Origin of the sequence: Gluconacetobacter diazotrophicus PA1 5, assembly GCF_000021325.1 — a bacterium.
Classification (GTDB): domain Bacteria; phylum Pseudomonadota; class Alphaproteobacteria; order Acetobacterales; family Acetobacteraceae; genus Gluconacetobacter; species Gluconacetobacter diazotrophicus.
This window is the reverse complement of sequence record NC_011365.1, coordinates 606,237-626,863: the sequence shown is the minus strand read 5'-3', so window position 1 is coordinate 626,863 and position 20,627 is coordinate 606,237. Positions and strand designations below refer to the sequence as shown.

The window sequence follows — 20,627 nt, the reverse complement described above, 5'->3', positions numbered from 1 at the left end:
AACATAAGAGGATAAAAAATGAATTACGAAACGATGGCTAAAGAAGAAGTAATTAGACTTCTTAATACAAAAATCACAGTTGAAGATGTCGAACACCTACTTCAGTACTACCCAAACTATGAAACTATGAGTACAAAGCTAGATTCAAATAATCTGGTTTTTTCCAGAATCATTGCGATCTGTAAAAACATATACAATGTCAATCACAATGATAAAACAATAATCAAAATCCCAGCAGTTAATGGAACACAGACCGCCGCCCTGGCACCCCTTGCCCCCACTCCAGAGCCAGAAACCACAACCGAAGCACCTGCCATTCAACCAGTAGAACCAGTTGCTACCCCATCAGACGAGCCCCAGCAGGTTTCTACCACTAAGGTAGCAGAGCCAGTTGTCAGTGAGCCAGCAACCGCAACTGAAGCACCTGTTTCTGGTTCATAATGGATATCAATCTTTCATACGATAACGCCACGCAAGCTTTTGATTGGGTCTATGAAAATGGGGATTTCTGCACAAACACTGATGATCTAGCTTCAGCCGTGCAGATGTCCCTCTTTACCTGGGGCCACGCAACTGACGGCTGGGTAAATCCGGATGGCAGCGGCAACATGTACGGGAACTGGATTGATTCAGAATACGGATTCTATGTTGGATCTAGAATCTATCAATTATGGCTTGAGGGTATCACTACCGATGATGCTACCGTCGCGAAAACCAATGATATAGTGAATCAGTCTCTTGCTTGGATGCTATCTCAGGATGTCGCGTCCGCAATCTCTGTCAACTCCAATATAGTTAATAATTCACAGATTGAAATCGATATATCCATAACAAAACCAACTGGACAGGTATCTCAGTATAGCTATGTGTGGGGAAGCATAAATGGCTAATATGTTCAAGACACATAGGCCAAAGATAAAAACGAAAAGGAATCAGGTTGACAGAAACACTCAGAATTATGATCGAAAATGGAATCTATTTTCCACGAAGTTTAGATTCAATAATCCCTGGTGTGTGCGTTGTCTAAAAGAAGGAATATTGAACGATCAAAATACGCAAACGGATCATATCATACCAATAGAACAAGCTCCTGACCGAAAATATGATGAAACTAACCTTCAGACTCTTTGTAGATCTTGCCATTCAAAAAAGACATATGACGAGAAGCTCGGTATAGAGGCGAGAAATCAGCAGGTCATCAGAAACATCGAAAAACTGAAGAAATTACGCAAGGCGAGAATGTCATTTAAGGATAACGATTTAAATAAGAAAATATAAAGACCTATTTTAAGGAGATAAAATGGCAAGTAAGTATTCAAAAACCTATAAATTCGATCCTATCGTACATGGAAACAGCACGTTTAAATCCATTACAATCGAACCACCTTCAATTAATATTCTGTCTGATGCGATGGAACGTATCTATGATTTCTCAGATGGAGCTTCCGAAAAAGAACAGAATAAAGCGCGACTTGAGGGGATAAAATACATCTTCGAGAAGTGCGCCACGTCGCCAGATGGGACAGTTGATCCTTATCTTGTCGGGCAGATACGTGCTGATATAGTCATGGAAGGCGGAAACTACTTACTGGGTTTTTCAGCAAGCGCACAGGAAGCGCAGGAAAAATAATCCTAGAAGTCGATCCTGATTATTATAGTATCATTTCAGACATAATCATGTATCTAAAGCTTCCAAATATAAGAAAGGATGATCCTCTTTCCTTATGGAACGCATCTTTTTGGGAGATCGAATTCTGGCATGATAACTGCCATAGGAATTCAAATAATTAAGTTTGTGACATGGGAAATAAAAAAGGCGAGAATATTCTCGCCTTTTTTACTGCCATTTTGATTCTCTAGAAAATTAAGAACCGCTATTTTTTGTGCCAGATGCTCCGGATACTGAAGTGCTAGGAGTCTGAGTATTGCCAATGGATGCAGCAAAATTTCCAAGGTTCCAGCCATCTGCATTGATACATGCGATTGCATTATCAAGAGTCATTTTGAAATCAACGCGGTTAGCACATTTCCAAGCTATGATATCGGACTGTGCAGTGTTGATCTGAACACCACCACCAGTAACGAAAGATCCCTGATCAATTTCTTGAACTTCATAGGAGCCGGCATCTGCAACAACTGCATAATCTTTTGCTACTAGATAGATTGGAGAAACGGTATCGGTTGGAGTTGCTAGGGTATTTGGTAGATTTGAAGGAACAAGCGTTGTGTCAAAGATTTTATGACCGTTTAGTGTGCCACCTTGAATTTCATTCTCAAAGACTCTGATACCAAGTGAGGTGATAAGTGAGCGTAGGAATAATTTAGTCTGAGTAGACATTACCCATACGAGTTCACCCTTGATATTATTCTGACGAATATAAGATTCTGCTCTTAGTAGGTTTTCATATACAGAAGCAAAATCCACACCAGTTGAACCAAAGGTGTTTGTTGATAGAACTGATCCGGCTAGACCGATTGGTGTTCCATTGGTTTCTGCTGCTGAGTTGAGGAATGCTTCATCTTCAAAAAGCGCAATCTGTCTTGCTAGATCTTCAGTGATTTTTCCAGCAGCGTCAAAGTTAGCATACATCAGATATTCTTTGGTAGAATATGTGAAGACGGCTAATTTCTTCCAAAGGAAGTTGATGATATCGAGAGACATCTGAGAAGTTGGAATTGGTGCGCCTTCATTGATCCATGAGCCGGTTGATCCAGTGATCTGGCGTGGTTCAGTTAAGTTTCCTTTTGGCATATATTCAATGCGAGCAAATTGACGAACAACTGCTTCAGCACGGACGAGATCGATAAACCCGCGATAGTCCTGTGCTACAACTGGCTGACCAGCAGAAGTGAGATCCTTTATTAGACGATCACCATTGCGAATACCTAGACGATCAACTGCCGTTTTGCGAGCGTCAGATATACCTAAACGTTTTACCAAAGATGTGGCAATAACTTTTCGTGCGATACCTTCTGCTGGATTTAGACCAGAACCTACTTCAGAGACGATTCCAAATGTTTTTGATTTTGGTTTTGATTTTTCATCGTCGCCATCTTCATTTTCATCATCTACCTCTTTGGCATCTTCTTCATCTTCAAGGGCATCTTCAGCACGTTCGATTGAACGTTCTAGGCGTGAGATTTTGGCTTTTAAATCAGAGAGTGATTTTTCATCAGCTTCAATGTCAGCGCCTTCTACGTCCTTTTGATTTATTAGACCGACAAGAACGGTCTTCTTTTTCTTCAAGGCAGAGTATTCCGCCTTCATTTCTCTAATGTTCATATAAAGGAAGTCCTTACAAAAAACTAAGTTAGTTGAAATTATTTAAAGAGATGGAATTTAAATAAGAGTAGTTTTTGTAAGGTAGGGTGATATAATGGCGGGAAATACTAACGGATCGTATTCTATTAGGGTTGCTTTGATTGATGATGCTTCATCTGCATTGAAGACACTGAACAAAAACCTGATGGCAACTCAGGCTCCGATGAACAAACTCTCAAGGGAGTTCAACAAGTTCACAAAGTTGTCCGGTATAAGGGATCTCGGAAATAGTATCGGCAGTCTCACGGGTAAATTAAGAATGGCGATTGATCCCGCCGTGACTCTTGCAAAAGCTCTAACTGGAATAACGGGCATCGCCGGTGCTGCTGGTCTCGGAATTGCGATCAAAACAGCCAGCGATCGGGCATTGCAGATATCGAACACTGCAAGAGTTCTTGGACAATCTCCACGCAGCGTCAGAGCAGAACAAAACGCAGGAAGTCTTCTGTTCAGGGATCAGTCTGCCGTTACCAGTCAGATTCAAGCTACCCAAGACAGAAGATCACAGGTCATCCAAGGTCATGCTACTCAATACGAAAACGACTATATGACTGCGACAGGTCGCAATATTGGAAGAGACGATGCTCTTACTACACTGAGGTCAGAGCTTGATTATATCAAACAACAGACTCAGAGATATAACCTCGATCCTGGCCGTGTCCGCGATCTGATGGGCCAGTTTGGTATCGATCAACGATATACAGGAATGTCAGGAACAGACCTGCAGAGAGCAATCTCAAGAGGTCAGAGCAATTCTGGGAATCTTTCAAATCAGGACTATGACAATCTCGATAAAATGAATCAGTCTATTACTGACATTCAGCAAAAGGCAGTCGGAATCATTGACGAGTTCGCAGCCAAACTAGCCCCGGCACTTCAGCCGGGATTAGATATACTCAGTCAGGTTGAAGACAAAATAGAAAAATGGCTATCTAATTCTCCTCAAGCCCAACAAATGTTTGATAATATAGGAACGGCAGTTAAGAATTTTGGTGATTGGTTATTAAAAATCGATTTTGATAAAGTGGAATCAAACCTGGAAACTATAATTGATGATATGGGTGGAATCAAAACTGCTGCTGAAGCTCTTATAGGCATAAGTCTGGTTGGTTGGTTTAGTCCTTTGATTCTAGCAACAGGTTCTCTTGCTCTTAACCTTCTTAAGATCGGCACGAACCTGAACGCATTGAAAAATTCCGGACTGAACAAGGCCATTGCATCTGGAACAGTAGGATCAACACTGGGTTCTGGTGCCCGTCTACTGGGCCGTCTCATTGGGCCTGGTATCACTGTCGGGATGGGTGCCTATGAAGCCGGATCGGCAATTACCGATTATCACAAGGGACAGATCACCCGCAGACAGGAAGCAGAACGTCTTGGAGGCGCCAGTGGAGGTGTCGCAGGATCGCTGGCCGGTGCTGCTGGAGGAGCCGCTGTGGGAGGTGCTATCGGGTCCATGGTGCCACTCGTGGGGACAGTCATAGGGGCAGGGGTTGGTGGTGCCATTGGGGGATACTTTGGCTGGCAGGGAGGTGCTGCTGCTGGAACCAAGGGTACGGATCTCTATCGAGACATGATGGGCTATGATCGAGGCGCAGCCTCCTTGGCTAATAACTTCAGCAATAAACAGATTTCATCCCTCATGGGATCTATCACTGATATCGAAGGTGCCCGTTATGACCAGATGGGCGGGGCGGGAAACAAATATCTTGGAAAATATCAGTTGGGTCAGGGTGCGATTGCTGATGGTTCACGTATGCTTGGTATATCCACACCATCAAATAGCGAGCTTCTCAAAAATCCTCAGCTTCAAGATCAGATCGCCATGGCATTTGAGCAGTCCAATTATGAAGCTCTAAGAAAGAGTCCCGAGTTCAGAGCCCTGAACAGCGATCAACAGATAGGTGTCATGGCCTATGCCCATAATCAGGGGGCAGGAGGAGCGATCAAGTGGCTTCGGACAGGCGTTGCAGGAAAAGACGCCTTTGGAACCAGTGGAACTGAATATCAGAATCTTGCTCTCAGTAAGCTCGGCACCTCTGACAACGGAGTGGCCGTTCCTCCGGTCGGTTCAGGCAATCAGGGGGGATCGGTGCAGATGGCGTCGAACGATTCTCGTATCCAGCTAGATATTAACTTCGATGGAACGAAGTTTGTAGCACAGGCGAAATCCAGTGGTCGCCCTGTCCAGGTCAATACGAGACTAAGACAGACTCAGGTCATTCCTGTTGCAGTATAGCCTTAAATAAGAAATAGTAATAAGAAAGGTATATACAAATGGCAAAAGTTGAAATTCTAAAAGGCTCTAAAAAGGGCGAAATTATAAAAGTCAATTCAGCAATGGTTAATTCTCTTCAAAAGACTGGTGCGGCCAAAGCTGTAAGTGGTCAAAAAGAAAAGAATGATAATGAGCGTATAAAAAAGGGTAGATAATGCTAGAATCACTAACAACTACTGAAATCGTATGTCCTGTTCCAATTACCCTCATACAGCAATATATCGGGGTTCTTGATCCTTCACAAACTACAATAATTCAAATGATGGCTAACTCCATCACTAGAACTATCGAAAACAGAATCGGAAATTATATAATTCAAAGGCCGATTGTGTGGGTATGCTCTAAGAGTCGTCAGGATCAATCAAAGGATTATTATGATTCATGGTTAAGCTCTGGAATCTCCTTTGGTTGGAGTTGGAATCAGACAATATCTCAATGGATCACTCTTCCTACTTCTGCTGTATCGATTGAATCAGTATCGATTGCCAGATGGGGTGAAGCTGATGTTCTTTTGGTTGGGGGTGATGATTATGTGGCTGATTTAGAAACACAAGAAGCCCGTATTCAGTTTTCGTTCTATGACTATGTATCTGAGTTCTACAATTCATATGCTCACCTTGTCGTTAATTATACCGGCGGAATTTGTGCTGGAACAACTGATGATCCAGTTCCCTCGAGTATTCAGTATGTGATCTGCGAATTGACCAAAAGACTCTTTGAAAAGAGAGGAGAACCTTCCGCCCTGTTTACGGTAGGAATTGAAACCATGCTCAACGAACATATGAGATACGCGATAGCATAAGGAACATTATGGAAATAGAAACATCGAAGTTCTCAACACTACTGACTTTTTATAATACAGTATCCGCTCCAAATTCTGATTTTACGTCGATGACCACAACAAAGAATGTTATAGGTCATGAGTATGGACACGTTGTTCAAGAGAATCCGGTATTTGTTATAAACGGCGTTCAAGAAGGAATAAGAGAGTTCACCCACACAATTCAAACAAGATTCAATTATAATATTGATTCAACTTGTATGATTAGTAGGCAGTTATATATGCCTGATTCTATAACAATCGTTGATCAGTCATTCATAATCAATAAAATCATATATGTAGGAACTGAGAACCGTTTCATGGTTATTCAGGCGTCATTGATTCAACCAAACGACACCACTTCATCACAATGAAGGTAATTTTCAAAGTAGATAAATCAGTTCAGTTAATTTTGAATCAAGAGGCATTCACCAGAGAACTGCGTCTGATCGGACAAGAAATCTCCCGTAGAACAAAGGCTCTGATCCAGAAAGACCTATCGAATGTATCTAAGCCAGGTGAAAACCCTTTGGGGAAAACCGGTAACCTTGCTCGTATGATCCGGGTCAGGGTCAAGAAAAACTCTGTGCAGGTCATTGACCTAGCAAAATACGCTCTGGCCCTGGAAGCGGGTTCTCATGGCCCCGGAAAACGAGTGATGGAGGCACGTCCTTACCTATCGAGGGTGCTGGACGAAATGAAGCCCGACATTGAGCGCCGTCTTATCAGAGCGATTAACGAGGGGATTACGAGCCGGTAGCTGGTGTTATTCCGTTCAGGTTCAGAGAAGTGTTTTCATTATTATATCCAAAAGTTCCAGTCAAAGAAATTGATGTGGAAGGATACTGAAACTGACTTGGCGGGGTTAAATTATATCGGACTACCCAATCAACTCTATTAACAAGTCTTGATTCAGACATTGAAATAAGATCAGTTCCATCGAAATACGTCGGAATAATCTGAGAATCACATAACATCGTGTTCCCTAAAGCTAGCATAAGATCAGGAAGACATTGATCGTAAGTTGTGATTGATCCCGACATTCCAGTTAAATCAACTTGAGAATTGCTTACAATATAACAGGATATGACTGCATCAACTTCCTGATAATTTGAGTTGTATGTCTCTGGTTCTTTGGCGTTTATCGGGCCATACATTACTATACAAGCTGGGAGATTAGTAATTGGAAGATTGGTAAAATCGACTATTCTTCCCTCCTGTCCAGCACCACCTATATATTTGAATACAGAAGTTCCACTGGTTATTTTCTGGCACACAGTAGATATACTTGGAAATGTAGTCATTTGGTCTGGTGTCCTTAGTATTAAGTGCGTCCAGTATTTAAATACGGGATATACTTAATAATTAAGGAATAAACTTTATGGCAAGTTCTATTAATACAGGAGTTCCTTCTTCATTCCCAATACCTGGAACTTGGATCAATATCTCAAGTGCAGGATCAACCAATATAACAACAGACTTTGTTGTTGTTCTTATGGGAACAATGACGAGCGGATCTTCTGCAACTATCAATACCTTAGCAATTGCCGGGGCCGTAGCCGATGTACAAACAGCATATGGTGCTACTTCTGATATAGCCACAATGTACACTCGCTATCGAGAAATCGATCCCGTGACAACCGTTTATCTCATTAGCCCAGCCACCAGTGCAGGGACTGACGTAGCAACTGCTCTTACTTCCCTAAACAACTTTGCTTTTGATGTCGCAATCTCTCCATATTCTACCGAAGATGTTGTAAACGCATTTGATACCTACTGTTCCACAACGTGGGGGTATGCTTCTGAACTGTACGGCATTCACATCACAGCAGCATCTGATACCTTCACCAATCTTGCAGCTTTGGGTGCGACAGCAAATTCAAAATACACCGAAATAGCAGCGTTCGCTCCAGGTTCAACTGATTCTGTTGCTCAACGGGCCGCTGCGGTTGGGGCAGTGACCGTCATTCGTGCCTCTGCTGATCCTGCACTCCCACTACAAGAAATGTCATTGAATGTTGCTCCTTCTGGCTTCTCCAATGCCTTCAATATCTCTCAACGCACTTCGCTGTTTAATGCTGGCCTAGCAATCACTCGTGAAGACTTTTCTGGCAACGTATATCTTGAACGTTCAAGAACGACATATCAGACAAATTCTGCTGGATTACCTGATACATCATATCAGAATGTTGAGACACTTTTGTCTCTTTCATATTCATCTAAGTATATAAGAACGGGTCTAACATCAGTATTCTTCGGCAATAACCCTTTTAAGATCGTTGATGATGGGAATCCAATTCCAAACTCAGGAAACATTACTACACCATCAGCAATTCAGGCCGAGATCGTTTCTTTGTATAGTGATCTGGTGACGGATTATATCTGCCAAGATCAGGCAACATTCAACACAAACGTAAGTGTCCAATACGCCGGGAACGGAGTAGTTAATGCTTATATTCCACTGATTCTTGCTAACCAACTAAGACAAATAAACGCAAGCATATCATTCACAGCCGCATAATTTACCATGCTAGGAGTGGATCATCCCCGATCCACTCCTATATTGTTTTCTAGACAGTAGTATTTTTTGATGATTTTAATTTTAAATAATTTCTATACAAACTTATAAGGAATTACTTCACATGGCAGTTAACATGATCCAAGGCGTACAAACCTTCTCGATCAATGGGATTCAGTTTCCCATCACAGATATAAGTTGGACTATCCCAACTATAAATTATACACCACAAAATAGTATGCAGGGACTTCAGCCAAACATTCTTTCCTATGAAGCGGCATATGGTACAATCAGAGTCAGTGTTAAAAATGTAAATGGTATCGCGCCTTCCTATCTTAATGGAACTGTAAACAATACCGTTAACATTCTAACACGATATGGTACACAAATTGTCGGTCAGAACTGTGTATGTACAGAGCAGACGGCAAACAATCCTGAAACCATGACTTCGGAAATAGTCTTTACATCCGCCACTATTTCAGAAATTACTACGCAAAGCACTTAACATATTACGATCGGGGGATCGAAGAAACTTCATCCCTCTTTTAAATAAGGAGATTGAAATGAAACACAAAACAGACTTCGAGAAGAGATTCAATGAACTCAAGAAGATGAACGATAAGATAAAATCTGAAGTTCAGGATATAGTGGGCATTTCAAAAAAGATAACAGAGAGGGATAAGGTTGATGGAATGGATAACTCAGTTGATAATAGACTTATATCAAGGACATGTTATCAAGGATACTAAGGACTTAGTAATACTTCTTCTTGTCATATCAAGTGGTTTTCTGGCTTATCTTGTGGTATATCTAAACAGAAGAATCGTAGCTAAAGATTCAAAGATTGATGAATGTTTGGATAATGCTCTTAATTCCAATCAGACACTAATCGATCTTGTTTCCGCACTAAAGGAAATAATCACTGAAAAATAGTATGATTTTAAATACTCTTATTACAAATAAGGGTCATTAATAAAATGCAGTCTATTACTTTTGTTAGCGCAAATTTTAATACAGGGCAACCCGGATCACCATGGACAGGTCCCAATGCTCAACTTGTCTATGATGAATTGAACAACGTTCTTGCTATAGCCGGAATTACCCCAAACGGAACGAATTCACAGGTAGCAACCGCTCTCACTGATTATTTCGCACCTCTGGCATCGCCAGGCTTAACCGGTTCACCTACAGCCCCTACGCCAGCACAAGGCGATGATTCCACGCATATAGCCACAACGGCGTTCGTTCAGACGGCTGTATCATCAGCAGAGCTACCATACACACCCGTCCGCCAGGGCACAGGATCAGGGCAGGGATCAAACACAATTTCTATCGGCCTATCGACTGATGGCACGGACCAGCTTTTGGCGCAGTATGATTCAACTCCCATGGGTCCGCTTGCTCTCAGAGATTATACGGACGCAACCTATTTAAAACTGACCGGTGGAAGTTTATCCGGGGCATTATCAGTGAGTGGCACAATAACTGGCACAGGAGATATCCATACCGGCTCTGGGAACACTCTCTATACAAACAACATCAACGCACCAAGTGGAACACTATCTATCACTGGTAGTAATCTAACGACTACTGGAAGCCTGACCGTTGGAGGATCTATATATGGATCGTCTAATGTAGTGGATATTATGTACGGAACGTCTAACGGATGGAAATCTGCCTTCCAGAATGATGGCAGTTTCGCGATCTATAATCCTTCTGGAACCAACATATTTTCAGTAGGAGGAAGTGATGGAGATATAGTCACCTCTATGCCTATGACTGTGAATAACAGTCTATATGCCTACAACTCCCCGCCATCGGGTGATTCCTCTACTCAAGTTCCAAATACGGAATGGGTGGATAATAACTTCTATTCACTGACGAAATATAATAGCGATTTCTCAACATCAAATGGTGGCGTAATCAATCTACCTTGGAATAATTGTATTCAAGCCTGGAGTTTCGATCTGGTGACATCTGGATACACCGCCAATGTAAACTTCCCAGTTGCCTTCTCGGCTGGTCCATTCGCTATCTCCATTGAAAGCTGTGCTGGTGATATGGACACTTGGACCAATAACTGGAGCGCAACTGGATTTACAATCAATGTTCCGGATAATAGTGCAACTACAAATGGCAACATCAGCGTAATTGCGATCGGGCCAAGATAATAAGAAAAGGAAAAACAACATGGCAGATACAAATGCAGCAATAATAAGTAGTGCAACCACCCAGTTTCCAGAACGATATTATGCGTCCTATGACGAGACGGCTACGCAGCCTACATCAATCACCGGATGGTATGACACTTGGGGTATGAGTTCTCTCTCTAATGTACCACCAGCGTCTAGTATGATTCCGATCGCAGAAACGGACTGGAACAACACCACTAGTTTTCGTCTTTCGGTAGGCAGAGGTGTTCAGAGTGGAAAGATCATCGATTATACACCAGCACCTGTGCCGGTTCCTCTCACAACACAGGCTTCATCAGCACTGAGTTCTGCTCGTATATTCGTATATAACAACTACGGTATTTTAAATGAGGCAACGCCTGATGTGTGGGTTTCATACATCAAATCATTAATGGCGATATCATCTGGTGCAGATACCACATCAACTTCTCTTCCTTCTCTTCCTGCCGTATCAGCTTAAATATGAGAATTAATGATCATGTCTGAGGATATTGAATGATAACTGACTGTTCATTTGGTGGATTCCAATTATACGTAAAAGAAATATCAGAATCAGACATCGGGCCAAACTTTGTTTCACATATCTTTCCGTATAGTAGCGTCCCATATCTTGAAATCACCGGCAATAGAATACCTAGATATGAAGTCAGAGGATTTTTTTCGAACCAAACTGGCCTGGAGAAGATGGAATTTCTGGCGATATGTCAAAAGCAGAAGCTTCAATCATTCTTTCATCCTGATCTTGGACTTCAGCAGTGCGCCCTGGTCGGCATATCCACATCTGAGAACGACAGACAGATAGGTATCGTGTCATTCCAGATGACACTTCTACAATCCAATCAGCCCGCAAAATTTTCTCTCTTCAATGTGCTGACCAATCCACTGGGAGCACTAAATTCAGTGGTGAATTCGGGCATAGGAGCCGTGTCAGGACAGTTTGGGGGACTGATCGCCTCTACTGGTATCTCGGCCATCACTGCGGCCACCCACACCAACCTGACCGCCATCACGAACGCCATAGGGTCATCAACCTCTTTGGGACGAGTGAGTGGTGTGGATTCTATGCTGAATGGAGCAACCCTTGGGCGGTTCGCACAGGACACCACATTGTCGTCATCCGTGATGACGAGTGTAGCTTCAGGATCTGCTTCACAATCCAACAGCCAGATTGTTGCTAGCTTATCGGCGGCAGCAAGTCAGGCCAAATCGCAAAGTATTTCTAACATAAAAACATCTGTTTCAGATGCGACATCAGATGTTTCTACTCTAGCATAAGGAAAAATAAAATGACAACCATAACACTTAATAAGTATTCTTTAATTAAAGAAAAGATAGAAGAACTTGTTGTCGAGAATGGTGGGGATTCTAAGAAGGATTATCTGCCCATTGAAAACATTGTAGATATCATCGCGGATATAAAAATATATCAAAGGACCATTAAATCAGAAGGTGAAGTGATCTACGATGAAAAGAGAGGATGCTCATTGGCCCATCCTTTGACCAGAAATATCAGAGAGGCTCAACGTCTTCTACCCCCATTGTATGAATGTCTAGGACTGAACATAAGAGCAAGAAACAAGATTAAGGATATTACTTCACTGAAAGAAAACTCCTATGAGGACATAAAAGGACTTCTATAAAAATAATATGTGAAGAACAATTGTTCTTCACATATTTTTGTATGGTTTAATTTATGGCAGATATAGAACGACGAAGTTTCTTTATATCATCATCAGCCGCGTTTGAATTACATAGATCAAAATATGCCTTACATAATGTTTCATTTGTAGTCATTGGGTTAATGGTGGTTGTTCTTGTCGCACGAATTGCGAAATATGAGTCTAGGAGTTTTGTCGTCATCTCCTCGTGTGAAATTCCAGAGTCCTTTGCTAGAATCTTTATAATGAATGCGATTGATTTCTTGTCCATTTTATTTGTTTCCTTGTTCTTTTCTTATGTCGTAGGAATTATACGCTACGTGTTTGTACGATCTGTTTTTTTGAATGTTAATAATAGTTATAGGAGATTTTATATTGAATATCTCTTGAATTTTTTTATGTGGAGTGTTGGTAAATTCGAATCTTATGCTCCATACCTGCTCGTTTGTTAGTCTGACAGGAGCGGAGCGGGTAGTGATACAATCTATATTTTCCTGATGAGAGACTTCTTTGAGATGGTGCGGATTAACGCATATTTTATTTTCACATAGATGATGGATCTCAAATCCTGAATTGGGAAAACGGTTATATTCCTTATAGAATCCAATACGATGAGCGGGATACGCGATACCCAACATTCCTATCTGACCATAGCCAACATTATTGGGGGTTCGTTGCCATTCTATACAGGGTGTTTCATCATGGTATTTTGTATCGGATTGTATAGTGTTTTCGTCTAGCTTTTGTATTAGTGAGTCAAAGTATTTTGATACGTAGTCGTCATATTGGACGGATAGTAGATAATCTTTTAAGAAAGTAATTTCCTTTGGTAAATTAGGTTCTGTCATTTTATATTATTCTTTCATAAAACAAAACAAATAAGTCTTATTTGTCTAAAGGTATTTATAATAGAAAAGTAAAGAAAAATGACAAAAACACTAAAAAGCAGCATTTTTCTTCATTTTTCTTCATTTTTTTATGATTGTCGGGCTTTTCTTTTTAATTCTTTACCGAGTGCCTGGAGTATATGCCGGGTCTAAAAACTTTATGCGTGGGATGGTCATCGCCCGTTCAATCAAATTATCGCAAATTGTATTTTTTGGGTATCGAGTCTAGGTGTTTGTGGAATAATTAGCCTAAATACTCTTGAACAAAAGTTTCTGTCATTTTCTTTTGGTCAATTGATGAAAAATATATAGACCCAAAGTTTCTCCTTCTTTGGATCTATATATTTTAAATACTGGATATTGACTATCCGGGTTTAAAAATGAAATTTCAAACAACACAATTAGACGGAATTCTAAGCAGCTTTAAAAGCGCGATTAACAGTTATGTTGAACCTCCAATAAATCCCGGCATTTCTGGCTTTATCGGAATGATGCCAACGGCTTCTGGTATCTCGATCAATGTTGAGAACATGCTGCAATCATCAGCAGTCTCGTCCTGTCTAAGGATAATAATCGACGATATCGGAAAGCTTGATATAAACCTCGAGATAAAAAATAAACGAGGTGGATGGGTGGTTGATGAAACACCAGACACATTGAGGCTTCTTCGATATCCGAATCAAGAAAATGTTATGCAGACTTTGCTTAAAGCTCTGGTCTTTGATTATCTGACATATGGTAATGCGTATGTTGTCTGTATTCGAAATCCTGATGGTTCTACCCAAAAACTTGTTCACGTCAAAGCTAATGGCGTCACGGTAAGAAGAAATGAAAAGGGCGAGCTTAGATATACGGCATCGTCTAAAATGTTCATTGGTGAAAGAACCTCTGTAAGATCAGAAGGACCCGAGCAAGAGACTAGATCCATTAGTAATGAAGACATGATCCATATTAAGGATTTCTCAGTCTATGGTGGGGCAGTAGGAACGTCTATTGTTGACTATGCCAGAGAGGTTTTTGGGTTGACCATTGCTGCTCAAGAAACAGCAGCACGGACCTTCAACAATGGTGGGGCTCTACAAGGGTACTGGAAAACCACAAACGCGAAGGCCGGGAAGAAAACAACTGAGAACGTCCAAGCCGATCTTCAGAATATCATCGGAGGTGTTTCAAACTCGGGAAAAATCTCGGTTATCAACGATATGGATTATGTACCCACGAGTATGTCACCACAGGCTCTTCAACTGATTGAAGCTCGGAATCAGATGACTCTAGAGATTGCTCGTCTGTTTCGTGTTCCACTCCACAAGCTGGGGATGTCTGAAACCGACAAGGCTGCAAACATCGAACAGCAGGAAATTTCTTACATAAACGATACATTAAAAGCTATTACGAACAACATTGAGTCTTGCTTCAATAGAAAAATATTATTGGAACGTGATATAGGAATAAAAAGGTTTAAATTTGATTTTGAATCTATGACTTGTCCTGATCTTCAAACAAGATCTTTGGCTTATACGACATTAGTTGACCACGGGCTCATGACACCTGGATTTGCGGCAAATAAGCTTGGGATTCCTGTTCCAGAAGACGAGGAATATGCTGATTCATATCGCGTTCCTCTTAATATGGGAACGATTGGTGCGAATGAGGATATTCCGTTGTCATTACAGACACCTGAACCTGAAAAAAAGGTCAGAAAGAGAACACAAAAAAAGGAGGCATAAGCCTCCTTTTTAATCTTCATGAATGGAATTTTATTCAGCGCCCCATTCACCCTTCTTATTATTTAGTATCAATACAGGAGTATCGTTATTGAATATGAGAATTGCTTTCCCCAAAATCCATTGATTTGGGATGCCTTCGAACTCCTGCCGATAGGTATTTCCGTCTAACGTGTATGTTATCAATGTGAAGAATCTGTCCGTTGAGTCATGGCCAAGATATGTGCCTCCGGTGATCGTAATAACTTTTTGAGACAGTGTGCTGTATTGATTTACTTTACCGCAATCAACATGGACATAACATCCTGGTGTGTAAGGACGATCTGGTATCTTCTCCGCATAAGCGTTTGCAGATAAAATTAACATGCTCATCATCGATAATAGAAATAGACTTTTCATAGGACATTCCTTCCTTCGTTGTTGTGGGAAGGTTTCTGTTAACTCTGATATTATGCGCAGTACAGAACTTTTTTTAGAAATTCATGTATGATCGTATGTGGTGGAAACGTGATTCTCTTTATGAAAAGAAGCTTGATATCATAGTCTGGTTTAGTTATCAGTGTTTTAAGGCAATGGTTAGGCCGAGTATATTAAGGAATGGGTGTTATGGGATTCTTTGATACGTTGACCGTTTCGGACGGTGTGAAGAAAGTTACGGAAGTTAAAAAGGCTTCGCCCCGTGACAAGTTTGTGGAGCAACTGAATGGGCAACTTTCCTATGTGGCGGAGGCCATTGAAGAAGGGTCGATTGCCAAACTTCGGGCACGATACAGTGAAGACCATGAGGCTGAACTGGTACGGCTGAAGCGTGAGGCCGACCGGACTGGCAATCCTGAAGGAAAGCCAAAGACGAAAGCGCGGCTGATCCTTTGGTTTGAGGAAACCCGGAACGGATATGTGTCCGGCTTCCGCTATGGAACGTCTGGCTTCAATCCGATGGGGGGCGAAAACCCCCAGGCAGTGTTCGTGGCAGGGAAGACTCTTCAGGATCTGCAGGCATTCTATCAGGGGGCTATCAAGGCCGCTGAGGATGGAGAGTTGGATACGCTCCTCGATGCCGCTGAGAAGGCCCGTAAGCCGACTGGAAGGGGGGCCGCGAAAGCCAACGCGGAAAAGGGTTCAGTGTCGAGCCAGGTCCCGGACAACGATGTGAGGCTGGTGGCCCCCCCGAAGACGGGGCGGTCCCCGGCAAAGTAGGTCTACTGTACCTTATATATAGGTGGCTTCTGGAACGGCTGATCCGCAGGGATCAGCCGTTTTTCTTTTGGGTTGATGATTTCAGATATCAGACATTCCTTGTCCGCATAGATAGCAAATCTTCTTAAACAGGTTCTGCTGCACAAGTGGATCAAGTCATTGATATATAAGAAAAATCATTTTTGTTCGTGTTGTATCTTCAAGTATTCAGAATTTTGATTCGTACATTCTAGTAGTTGAAAACAGTGAATATCGAGTATTGGTAAAATAAATGCGGTTGATAATCCAGAAAAATGTGAGATGTTTAGATCATCGGATGGCAACGGCGCGAACCGAATAAACACGGAAGGACAATCAAATGACAAATTCTTTTCTTAGCATCCTGAGCAATGCTTGTGCGGATGGGAATGCCATCAATTCTAACGACAAGGGCGCAACAGCACGCGATAATTTCGCGGCGGCCCTGCGTATTCAGATCAATGTTTTGAATGACGTTTACGAATACGGATTTAACCAGGGCATCAAGCTCGCAAAGGAAGGCTCTACCAAGCGTTTTTTGCCGTGGTTCCGTAGGAACGACTGCGGATCTTACGAGATGCGGTTTGTCTATGCAACCTACTCGTTTGACCTCCTGACGGGCGATTTCAAGGGCTCCTACACCGTTCTTGGGGACGGTTCGATCAACTCGCTGATCGAATGGTGCGAACAGATCCATGCCGGAGCGATGAGAGGCGACCTGGATGAGATCCTTGAGAAGGCGCGGTGCGGACAGATCGAAATGGTCCGTAAGGGTCGGGAAGCGAAGAAGGCACAGAAGGCAGCGGATCAGGGGGCGATCCTGATGATCGAACACAAGGCGGCATAATCGAACGACTCATTGGGGGATCGTGATCCCCCAATTAACCGGCTCCAGAAAAGGAGGAAAAAATGAACGACGATATGATCCCGATGTCTGACGATCCTGAAACCCGGACTCTTCAGTTTGAACTGATCGAGGCTGAACGCGAAGTGAGGCGGATCAACCTGCGGCTGGAAGAAGGTCAGAGTGAAATCCAGTCTTACATCTCAACCGCGATTGAAGATCCTGATGCAGGGATCGGACCAATCGAACTTGAGGCCGATGGAAAGGTCTATGTCTCGAGTGGGGACTGGGGGACGAGGTTTGCTCTTGAGATCGCATCGAAGACTGATCTGATTGAAATCATCACCTATAGCAACTCTGACGAGGACACTTCGGGCTTTGATGAATCGATTCCAGACTTCATTGAAAAACTTCAGGCATGGATCGACAAGGAACTGTTCGGGGGATACATCCTGACTACGCGGGATTATGCCGAGATTAAGGTTCGATATCTGAAATAGTATCATTGTATGTCTTTTGGGAGGGGTTTTTTATGACCGCTCCTACTTTAAGCTGATTGAAGATGGAGATTGAAAATTCTTGATAGGTTTAGAACCTGCTTTTGGAAACAGGTGCCGGTTGTTCCCAAGATTACAAGGTTATTTATGTTCAAAAATGTATGTTACTTTTAGTTTTCTGTTGATATCGAGAAAAAAATAGCATAAAAATGGTTTAATTTAAATAATTTTGATAAAAAAGGAGATTGAAGAATGACTAGTCTATACGTTCTTTTATTTTTGGCTGTATGTCTTTTCATTTTCGGTTCATTAATCGCAGGTGTTCTCATTCATGTTTGGAAAAAAGACAAAAATAGAAGGAAGAAACATAATAGAATTTATAATGATTCGATATTAATAGGCGAAGAGTTGAAGGAAAACAATATATTAGATCCCGTAGGCGACGCCAGGGCACTTGTCCTTGTTTCGAGGTTCCAGGCGGGGGTTCCAGCCTCTATTAAGGGTTTAGATGATATATGCGATCATCTAAAGACAATGAGTGAAGAAGATAAAATTGTTCCTTCTGACATTGTTAATGCGTTATCTAGAGAAGTATATTTGAAAATCTTACAGATTAATAACCAAAGTACGTCTGTCAATGATGATATCACTGTGCATCCTCATCTGACTCGTTCTAGTCTTTATAGGAAGAAAGATGGTAAGGGATACATTTTATCAAGTTGTGAGGATAGCAAAACATTCTGTTTGAACGCAGGCTTGAAAATCCATAACGAAGTTTTTCCTGCCATTTTTGATGATGAAGATGAGTACTGGTTTCATAACGATGTTGATATTACAGACAAGGTTCAGTCGATTATTGAAAAACATAAGCTTCCACATTGGTCGAAATGGAATAAGTCTCATATAGCTAAGCTCAAGCTCTTTCTCGGATAATAGGATTTAAGAATTGCGGCCATTCACTCCTATTTTCTTGACGATCAGCCTTTTAGTCCGCATAATGCGGACATAGGCGAGGGGTTGGCCCCGCCTGTTTTGAGGGAGATGACCCCATGAGCGATACCACAGCACATCCTGACCTTGATCTGGCCGAGAAGGTTCTGAAGATCGCGAACCTCCACGCAGACAGCGAACTGAAGAATGCCCAACGGTTTTTTCTGCCATGGCAGTTTTTGGTTTCTGCCCTGGCGTTGGCATTTACGGCTGGGGCCGGTCTGACCGGTGGCCTTTTCGCGCTGATACGATGGAAGGTGGGGGGATGACCCCCACTCGTCTTCGGGAATGCCTTGTTCTGGTCCGCTGGTCCCAAAGGGGGCTGGCGGCGGCGCTTGATGCTGATGAACGGTTGGTTCGTCGGTGGGCATCAGGTGATGCCGATATACCGGAAGCTGTGGCCGAGTGGATCGAAGGTCTAGCTCAGGCACATGCCAGTCTACCTGCGCCGGGGCGATGGCGCAGTCGTGAGACTGCTCTCTCGTAGAGCGGAAATAAAAAACCCACGGTGGAATATTCCACCGTGGGTTTTTTATTTTGTTATTGTTGAAGGAATAACTCCAACAATATCAGGTATGCGGATTGTGTGAGGACATAGCCACCATACAATTGTTTGTCGATGTATGGTTTCAGGTCGCGCAACAATGTTTTTTTGCTTTCTCGGATATGTGGCAGGTCAATATCGTTAAATTCAATGATATCGATCAAATCTTGGATTTTTTCGATTCCCAAGGTCATTTGGCAACCTCGGTTCTCGGCAAGAGCAAAGATTGTTCCATCGGAAATGGTTATTTCATCCAAACCAGGGATGGATTTTTTATCCGGGTTGGACGCCAGGGCGTTCAGGACTGCGGGAATCCGAGATTGTCTGAAAACCTTCATATTGAAATCAACCTTGGTGCTGATGCGATTTCCCATCAGGAAGGCAGATTCCTGTTGACCCACGCAGGAAGCGATTAGTCGGACGAAGGTACGGTCAATTTGTTTTTGTAATTTTTCCATTTCGTCAAAAAATGGAATTTGGGCGTAATGAGTCATTTTTTGTATCCTTTTTCAGTTTAGGTTAGCATCGGCAGGTTCCCGTTTCATATTTTTGAAATGATGAAGTGTTGTTTCCGTTCGATGAAGGGAACATATCAGGGGGGAAGGGCAGCGTCTACCCGGAAAACACAATATTCGTGATTTTTTGTGAAAAATATTCTTGTAGTAAGACGATATGTCCGCATATTCATCACAACATAAGGTCCTGAAGAACTTTTTTCTATGTGATGTTATGTGATGGGATGAGTTTTTTACTTCATGGATGCCTGATCGGACTTCCTCATCACAGGAAGTCCGGATGGTATTTTACTTCAGGCATCCTGAATCGGTTTGTATGTGTGAGGAAGTGCCTGGATGGGTCGATGAAGTATCGTGCTGAGCCTGGGGAACCCAGCAGCTACCGAGGTGAATGGCGATCGATCATGTCGTTTCTGGCTAGGCACTGAGTCCTGATCAGGATGGAAAGTGGTAGAGCGGCAGACTTCTAACGGACTGATCCGAATCAATGGCCCACAGGATGGCCGTACAGGGCACCTAAGAAATATTCTGTTATGACGGGACCAGAACAGGACACCGGGGGCTGTACGGACCTGTACGGGGCTTAGAATGGATATGGGCCTTTTTTACTATAAAACCTGGGG

At 42.3% G+C, this 20,627-nt stretch carries 26 protein-coding genes; 21 read left to right on the top strand and 5 right to left on the bottom strand.

Annotation, left to right across the window (positions count from 1 at the left end):
- Positions 1 to 18 precede the first annotated feature (18 nt).
- The 4 genes from GDIA_RS19005 to GDIA_RS18995 are packed head-to-tail and all read left to right on the top strand — an operon-like array spanning position 19 to position 1,630.
- Entirely contained in the window at positions 19 to 441 is a 423-nt protein-coding gene (locus tag GDIA_RS19005) for a hypothetical protein (protein ID WP_157864115.1), read from the top strand.
- The gene (locus tag GDIA_RS18230; RefSeq protein WP_081434692.1) at positions 441 to 890 is read left to right on the top strand and encodes a phage GP46 family protein; all 450 of its coding nucleotides are present in this window, start codon (positions 441 to 443) and stop codon (positions 888 to 890) included. The genes GDIA_RS19005 and GDIA_RS18230 overlap by 1 nt, the downstream gene beginning before the upstream one ends.
- On the top strand, positions 883 to 1,278 hold the full coding sequence (locus tag GDIA_RS19855; RefSeq protein ID WP_043458634.1) for an HNH endonuclease signature motif containing protein: 396 nt from the start codon (positions 883 to 885) through the stop codon (positions 1,276 to 1,278). Before GDIA_RS18230 ends, GDIA_RS19855 begins: the two co-directional genes overlap by 8 nt.
- A 22-nt stretch (positions 1,279 to 1,300) precedes the next feature.
- The gene (locus GDIA_RS18995) at positions 1,301 to 1,630 is read left to right on the top strand and encodes a hypothetical protein (protein WP_157864111.1); all 330 of its coding nucleotides are present in this window, start codon (positions 1,301 to 1,303) and stop codon (positions 1,628 to 1,630) included.
- Between the two features lie 234 nt (positions 1,631 to 1,864).
- Here GDIA_RS18995 and GDIA_RS18220 read toward each other — a convergent pair whose 3' ends face one another.
- Positions 1,865 to 3,283: a phage major capsid protein gene (locus tag GDIA_RS18220; protein ID WP_012553207.1), complete on the bottom strand. Its 1,419-nt coding sequence runs from the start codon at positions 3,281 to 3,283 to the stop codon at positions 1,865 to 1,867.
- Between the two features lie 94 nt (positions 3,284 to 3,377).
- Here GDIA_RS18220 and GDIA_RS18990 point away from each other — a divergent pair, with 94 nt between their 5' ends.
- The 4 genes from GDIA_RS18990 (at position 3,378) to GDIA_RS18975 (ending at position 7,180) form a co-directional block, all read left to right on the top strand.
- Entirely contained in the window at positions 3,378 to 5,561 is a 2,184-nt protein-coding gene (locus tag GDIA_RS18990; RefSeq protein ID WP_012553206.1) for a hypothetical protein, read from the top strand.
- A gap of 38 nt (positions 5,562 to 5,599) precedes the next feature.
- Positions 5,600 to 5,755 carry a hypothetical protein gene (locus GDIA_RS18985; RefSeq protein WP_157864109.1) on the top strand — a complete coding sequence of 52 codons (156 nt, stop codon included), beginning with the start codon at positions 5,600 to 5,602 and terminating at the stop codon, positions 5,753 to 5,755.
- The gene (locus GDIA_RS18980) at positions 5,755 to 6,402 is read left to right on the top strand and encodes a hypothetical protein (RefSeq protein WP_012553205.1); all 648 of its coding nucleotides are present in this window, start codon (positions 5,755 to 5,757) and stop codon (positions 6,400 to 6,402) included. Before GDIA_RS18985 ends, GDIA_RS18980 begins: the two co-directional genes overlap by 1 nt.
- 388 nt (positions 6,403 to 6,790) lie before the next feature.
- Entirely contained in the window at positions 6,791 to 7,180 is a 390-nt protein-coding gene (locus GDIA_RS18975; RefSeq protein ID WP_157864107.1) for a hypothetical protein, read from the top strand.
- On the opposite strand, the gene GDIA_RS18970 is transcribed toward GDIA_RS18975, so the two are convergent.
- Entirely contained in the window at positions 7,167 to 7,724 is a 558-nt protein-coding gene (locus GDIA_RS18970; protein WP_157864105.1) for a hypothetical protein, read from the bottom strand. The genes GDIA_RS18975 and GDIA_RS18970 overlap by 14 nt on opposite strands.
- Before the next feature lie 77 nt (positions 7,725 to 7,801).
- Between GDIA_RS18970 and GDIA_RS18965 the strand changes: the two genes are divergently transcribed.
- The 7 genes from GDIA_RS18965 (at position 7,802) to GDIA_RS18945 (ending at position 12,770) form a co-directional block, all read left to right on the top strand.
- Complete coding sequence (locus GDIA_RS18965; RefSeq protein WP_012553204.1) at positions 7,802 to 8,941, top strand: Mu-like protein prophage tail sheath protein gpL-like protein; 1,140 nt, start codon at positions 7,802 to 7,804, stop codon at positions 8,939 to 8,941.
- A gap of 121 nt (positions 8,942 to 9,062) precedes the next feature.
- Positions 9,063 to 9,443: a phage tail tube protein gene (locus GDIA_RS18960; RefSeq protein WP_157864103.1), complete on the top strand. Its 381-nt coding sequence runs from the start codon at positions 9,063 to 9,065 to the stop codon at positions 9,441 to 9,443.
- 58 nt (positions 9,444 to 9,501) lie between these two features.
- A complete protein-coding gene (locus GDIA_RS18955) occupies positions 9,502 to 9,687 on the top strand; it encodes a hypothetical protein (RefSeq protein ID WP_157864101.1) in 186 nt (61 codons plus the stop codon).
- 228 nt (positions 9,688 to 9,915) lie between these two features.
- On the top strand, positions 9,916 to 11,109 hold the full coding sequence (locus GDIA_RS18950) for a hypothetical protein (protein ID WP_012553203.1): 1,194 nt from the start codon (positions 9,916 to 9,918) through the stop codon (positions 11,107 to 11,109).
- Positions 11,110 to 11,128: 19 nt separating this feature from the next.
- The gene (locus tag GDIA_RS18055; RefSeq protein WP_049762851.1) at positions 11,129 to 11,590 is read left to right on the top strand and encodes a hypothetical protein; all 462 of its coding nucleotides are present in this window, start codon (positions 11,129 to 11,131) and stop codon (positions 11,588 to 11,590) included.
- 35 nt (positions 11,591 to 11,625) lie between these two features.
- Positions 11,626 to 12,405 carry a DNA circularization N-terminal domain-containing protein gene (locus tag GDIA_RS18215; protein WP_012553202.1) on the top strand — a complete coding sequence of 260 codons (780 nt, stop codon included), beginning with the start codon at positions 11,626 to 11,628 and terminating at the stop codon, positions 12,403 to 12,405.
- Between the two features lie 11 nt (positions 12,406 to 12,416).
- Positions 12,417 to 12,770, top strand: coding sequence for a hypothetical protein (locus GDIA_RS18945; RefSeq protein WP_157864099.1), 354 nt, complete (start codon positions 12,417 to 12,419; stop codon positions 12,768 to 12,770).
- Between the two features lie 290 nt (positions 12,771 to 13,060).
- Here the strand turns inward: GDIA_RS18945 and GDIA_RS19850 are convergent, their stop codons facing one another.
- On the bottom strand, positions 13,061 to 13,426 hold the full coding sequence (locus GDIA_RS19850; protein WP_407635500.1) for an HNH endonuclease: 366 nt from the start codon (positions 13,424 to 13,426) through the stop codon (positions 13,061 to 13,063).
- 629 nt (positions 13,427 to 14,055) lie between these two features.
- Here GDIA_RS19850 and GDIA_RS18205 point away from each other — a divergent pair.
- Positions 14,056 to 15,402, top strand: a complete 1,347-nt coding sequence (locus GDIA_RS18205) for a phage portal protein (RefSeq protein WP_012553201.1) — start codon at positions 14,056 to 14,058, stop codon at positions 15,400 to 15,402.
- 30 nt (positions 15,403 to 15,432) lie between these two features.
- Here GDIA_RS18205 and GDIA_RS18940 read toward each other — a convergent pair whose 3' ends face one another.
- On the bottom strand, positions 15,433 to 15,798 hold the full coding sequence (locus GDIA_RS18940) for a hypothetical protein (RefSeq protein WP_157864097.1): 366 nt from the start codon (positions 15,796 to 15,798) through the stop codon (positions 15,433 to 15,435).
- 207 nt (positions 15,799 to 16,005) lie between these two features.
- On the opposite strand from GDIA_RS18940, the gene GDIA_RS02770 reads away from it, so the two are divergent.
- From GDIA_RS02770 to GDIA_RS02755, 5 genes are all read left to right on the top strand, one after another.
- Positions 16,006 to 16,596 carry a hypothetical protein gene (locus GDIA_RS02770; RefSeq protein WP_012553200.1) on the top strand — a complete coding sequence of 197 codons (591 nt, stop codon included), beginning with the start codon at positions 16,006 to 16,008 and terminating at the stop codon, positions 16,594 to 16,596.
- Positions 16,597 to 16,954: 358 nt separating this feature from the next.
- Positions 16,955 to 17,461 carry a hypothetical protein gene (locus GDIA_RS02765; RefSeq protein ID WP_012553199.1) on the top strand — a complete coding sequence of 169 codons (507 nt, stop codon included), beginning with the start codon at positions 16,955 to 16,957 and terminating at the stop codon, positions 17,459 to 17,461.
- A gap of 62 nt (positions 17,462 to 17,523) precedes the next feature.
- Complete coding sequence (locus GDIA_RS02760) at positions 17,524 to 17,958, top strand: hypothetical protein (RefSeq protein WP_012553198.1); 435 nt, start codon at positions 17,524 to 17,526, stop codon at positions 17,956 to 17,958.
- A gap of 249 nt (positions 17,959 to 18,207) precedes the next feature.
- Positions 18,208 to 18,888 (top strand): hypothetical protein, encoded by a 681-nt coding sequence (locus GDIA_RS18935; RefSeq protein ID WP_012553197.1) that lies wholly within the window; start codon positions 18,208 to 18,210, stop codon positions 18,886 to 18,888.
- Positions 18,889 to 19,004: 116 nt separating this feature from the next.
- Entirely contained in the window at positions 19,005 to 19,214 is a 210-nt protein-coding gene (locus GDIA_RS02755) for a hypothetical protein (protein WP_012553196.1), read from the top strand.
- A gap of 271 nt (positions 19,215 to 19,485) precedes the next feature.
- Here the strand turns inward: GDIA_RS02755 and GDIA_RS02750 are convergent, their stop codons facing one another.
- On the bottom strand, positions 19,486 to 19,983 hold the full coding sequence (locus tag GDIA_RS02750; protein ID WP_043458628.1) for a hypothetical protein: 498 nt from the start codon (positions 19,981 to 19,983) through the stop codon (positions 19,486 to 19,488).
- Between the last annotated feature and the right edge of the window lie 644 nt (positions 19,984 to 20,627).

Bases quoted from the DNA above. Each gene is read 5' to 3' on its own strand.
- GDIA_RS18985 (WP_157864109.1), top strand. From the start codon at position 5,600: ATGGCAAAAGTTGAAATTCTAAAAGGCTCTAAAAAGGGCGAAATTATA.
- GDIA_RS19850 (WP_407635500.1), bottom strand. From the start codon at position 13,426: ATGTTGGGTATCGCGTATCCCGCTCATCGTATTGGATTCTATAAGGAA.
- GDIA_RS18055 (WP_049762851.1), top strand. From the start codon at position 11,129: ATGGCAGATACAAATGCAGCAATAATAAGTAGTGCAACCACCCAGTTT.
- GDIA_RS18960 (WP_157864103.1), top strand. From the start codon at position 9,063: ATGGCAGTTAACATGATCCAAGGCGTACAAACCTTCTCGATCAATGGG.
- GDIA_RS18950 (WP_012553203.1), top strand. From the start codon at position 9,916: ATGCAGTCTATTACTTTTGTTAGCGCAAATTTTAATACAGGGCAACCC.
- GDIA_RS19005 (WP_157864115.1), top strand. From the start codon at position 19: ATGAATTACGAAACGATGGCTAAAGAAGAAGTAATTAGACTTCTTAAT.
- GDIA_RS02760 (WP_012553198.1), top strand. From the start codon at position 17,524: ATGAACGACGATATGATCCCGATGTCTGACGATCCTGAAACCCGGACT.
- GDIA_RS18220 (WP_012553207.1), bottom strand. From the start codon at position 3,283: ATGAACATTAGAGAAATGAAGGCGGAATACTCTGCCTTGAAGAAAAAG.
- GDIA_RS18940 (WP_157864097.1), bottom strand. From the start codon at position 15,798: ATGAAAAGTCTATTTCTATTATCGATGATGAGCATGTTAATTTTATCT.
- GDIA_RS18980 (WP_012553205.1), top strand. From the start codon at position 5,755: ATGCTAGAATCACTAACAACTACTGAAATCGTATGTCCTGTTCCAATT.
- GDIA_RS18975 (WP_157864107.1), top strand. From the start codon at position 6,791: ATGAAGGTAATTTTCAAAGTAGATAAATCAGTTCAGTTAATTTTGAAT.
- GDIA_RS18955 (WP_157864101.1), top strand. From the start codon at position 9,502: ATGAAACACAAAACAGACTTCGAGAAGAGATTCAATGAACTCAAGAAG.
- GDIA_RS02765 (WP_012553199.1), top strand. From the start codon at position 16,955: ATGACAAATTCTTTTCTTAGCATCCTGAGCAATGCTTGTGCGGATGGG.
- GDIA_RS02750 (WP_043458628.1), bottom strand. From the start codon at position 19,983: ATGACTCATTACGCCCAAATTCCATTTTTTGACGAAATGGAAAAATTA.
- GDIA_RS18230 (WP_081434692.1), top strand. From the start codon at position 441: ATGGATATCAATCTTTCATACGATAACGCCACGCAAGCTTTTGATTGG.
- GDIA_RS18965 (WP_012553204.1), top strand. From the start codon at position 7,802: ATGGCAAGTTCTATTAATACAGGAGTTCCTTCTTCATTCCCAATACCT.
- GDIA_RS18215 (WP_012553202.1), top strand. From the start codon at position 11,626: ATGATAACTGACTGTTCATTTGGTGGATTCCAATTATACGTAAAAGAA.
- GDIA_RS18935 (WP_012553197.1), top strand. From the start codon at position 18,208: ATGACTAGTCTATACGTTCTTTTATTTTTGGCTGTATGTCTTTTCATT.
- GDIA_RS19855 (WP_043458634.1), top strand. From the start codon at position 883: ATGGCTAATATGTTCAAGACACATAGGCCAAAGATAAAAACGAAAAGG.
- GDIA_RS18990 (WP_012553206.1), top strand. From the start codon at position 3,378: ATGGCGGGAAATACTAACGGATCGTATTCTATTAGGGTTGCTTTGATT.
- GDIA_RS18970 (WP_157864105.1), bottom strand. From the start codon at position 7,724: ATGACTACATTTCCAAGTATATCTACTGTGTGCCAGAAAATAACCAGT.
- GDIA_RS02770 (WP_012553200.1), top strand. From the start codon at position 16,006: ATGGGATTCTTTGATACGTTGACCGTTTCGGACGGTGTGAAGAAAGTT.
- GDIA_RS18945 (WP_157864099.1), top strand. From the start codon at position 12,417: ATGACAACCATAACACTTAATAAGTATTCTTTAATTAAAGAAAAGATA.
- GDIA_RS02755 (WP_012553196.1), top strand. From the start codon at position 19,005: ATGAGCGATACCACAGCACATCCTGACCTTGATCTGGCCGAGAAGGTT.
- GDIA_RS18205 (WP_012553201.1), top strand. From the start codon at position 14,056: ATGAAATTTCAAACAACACAATTAGACGGAATTCTAAGCAGCTTTAAA.
- GDIA_RS18995 (WP_157864111.1), top strand. From the start codon at position 1,301: ATGGCAAGTAAGTATTCAAAAACCTATAAATTCGATCCTATCGTACAT.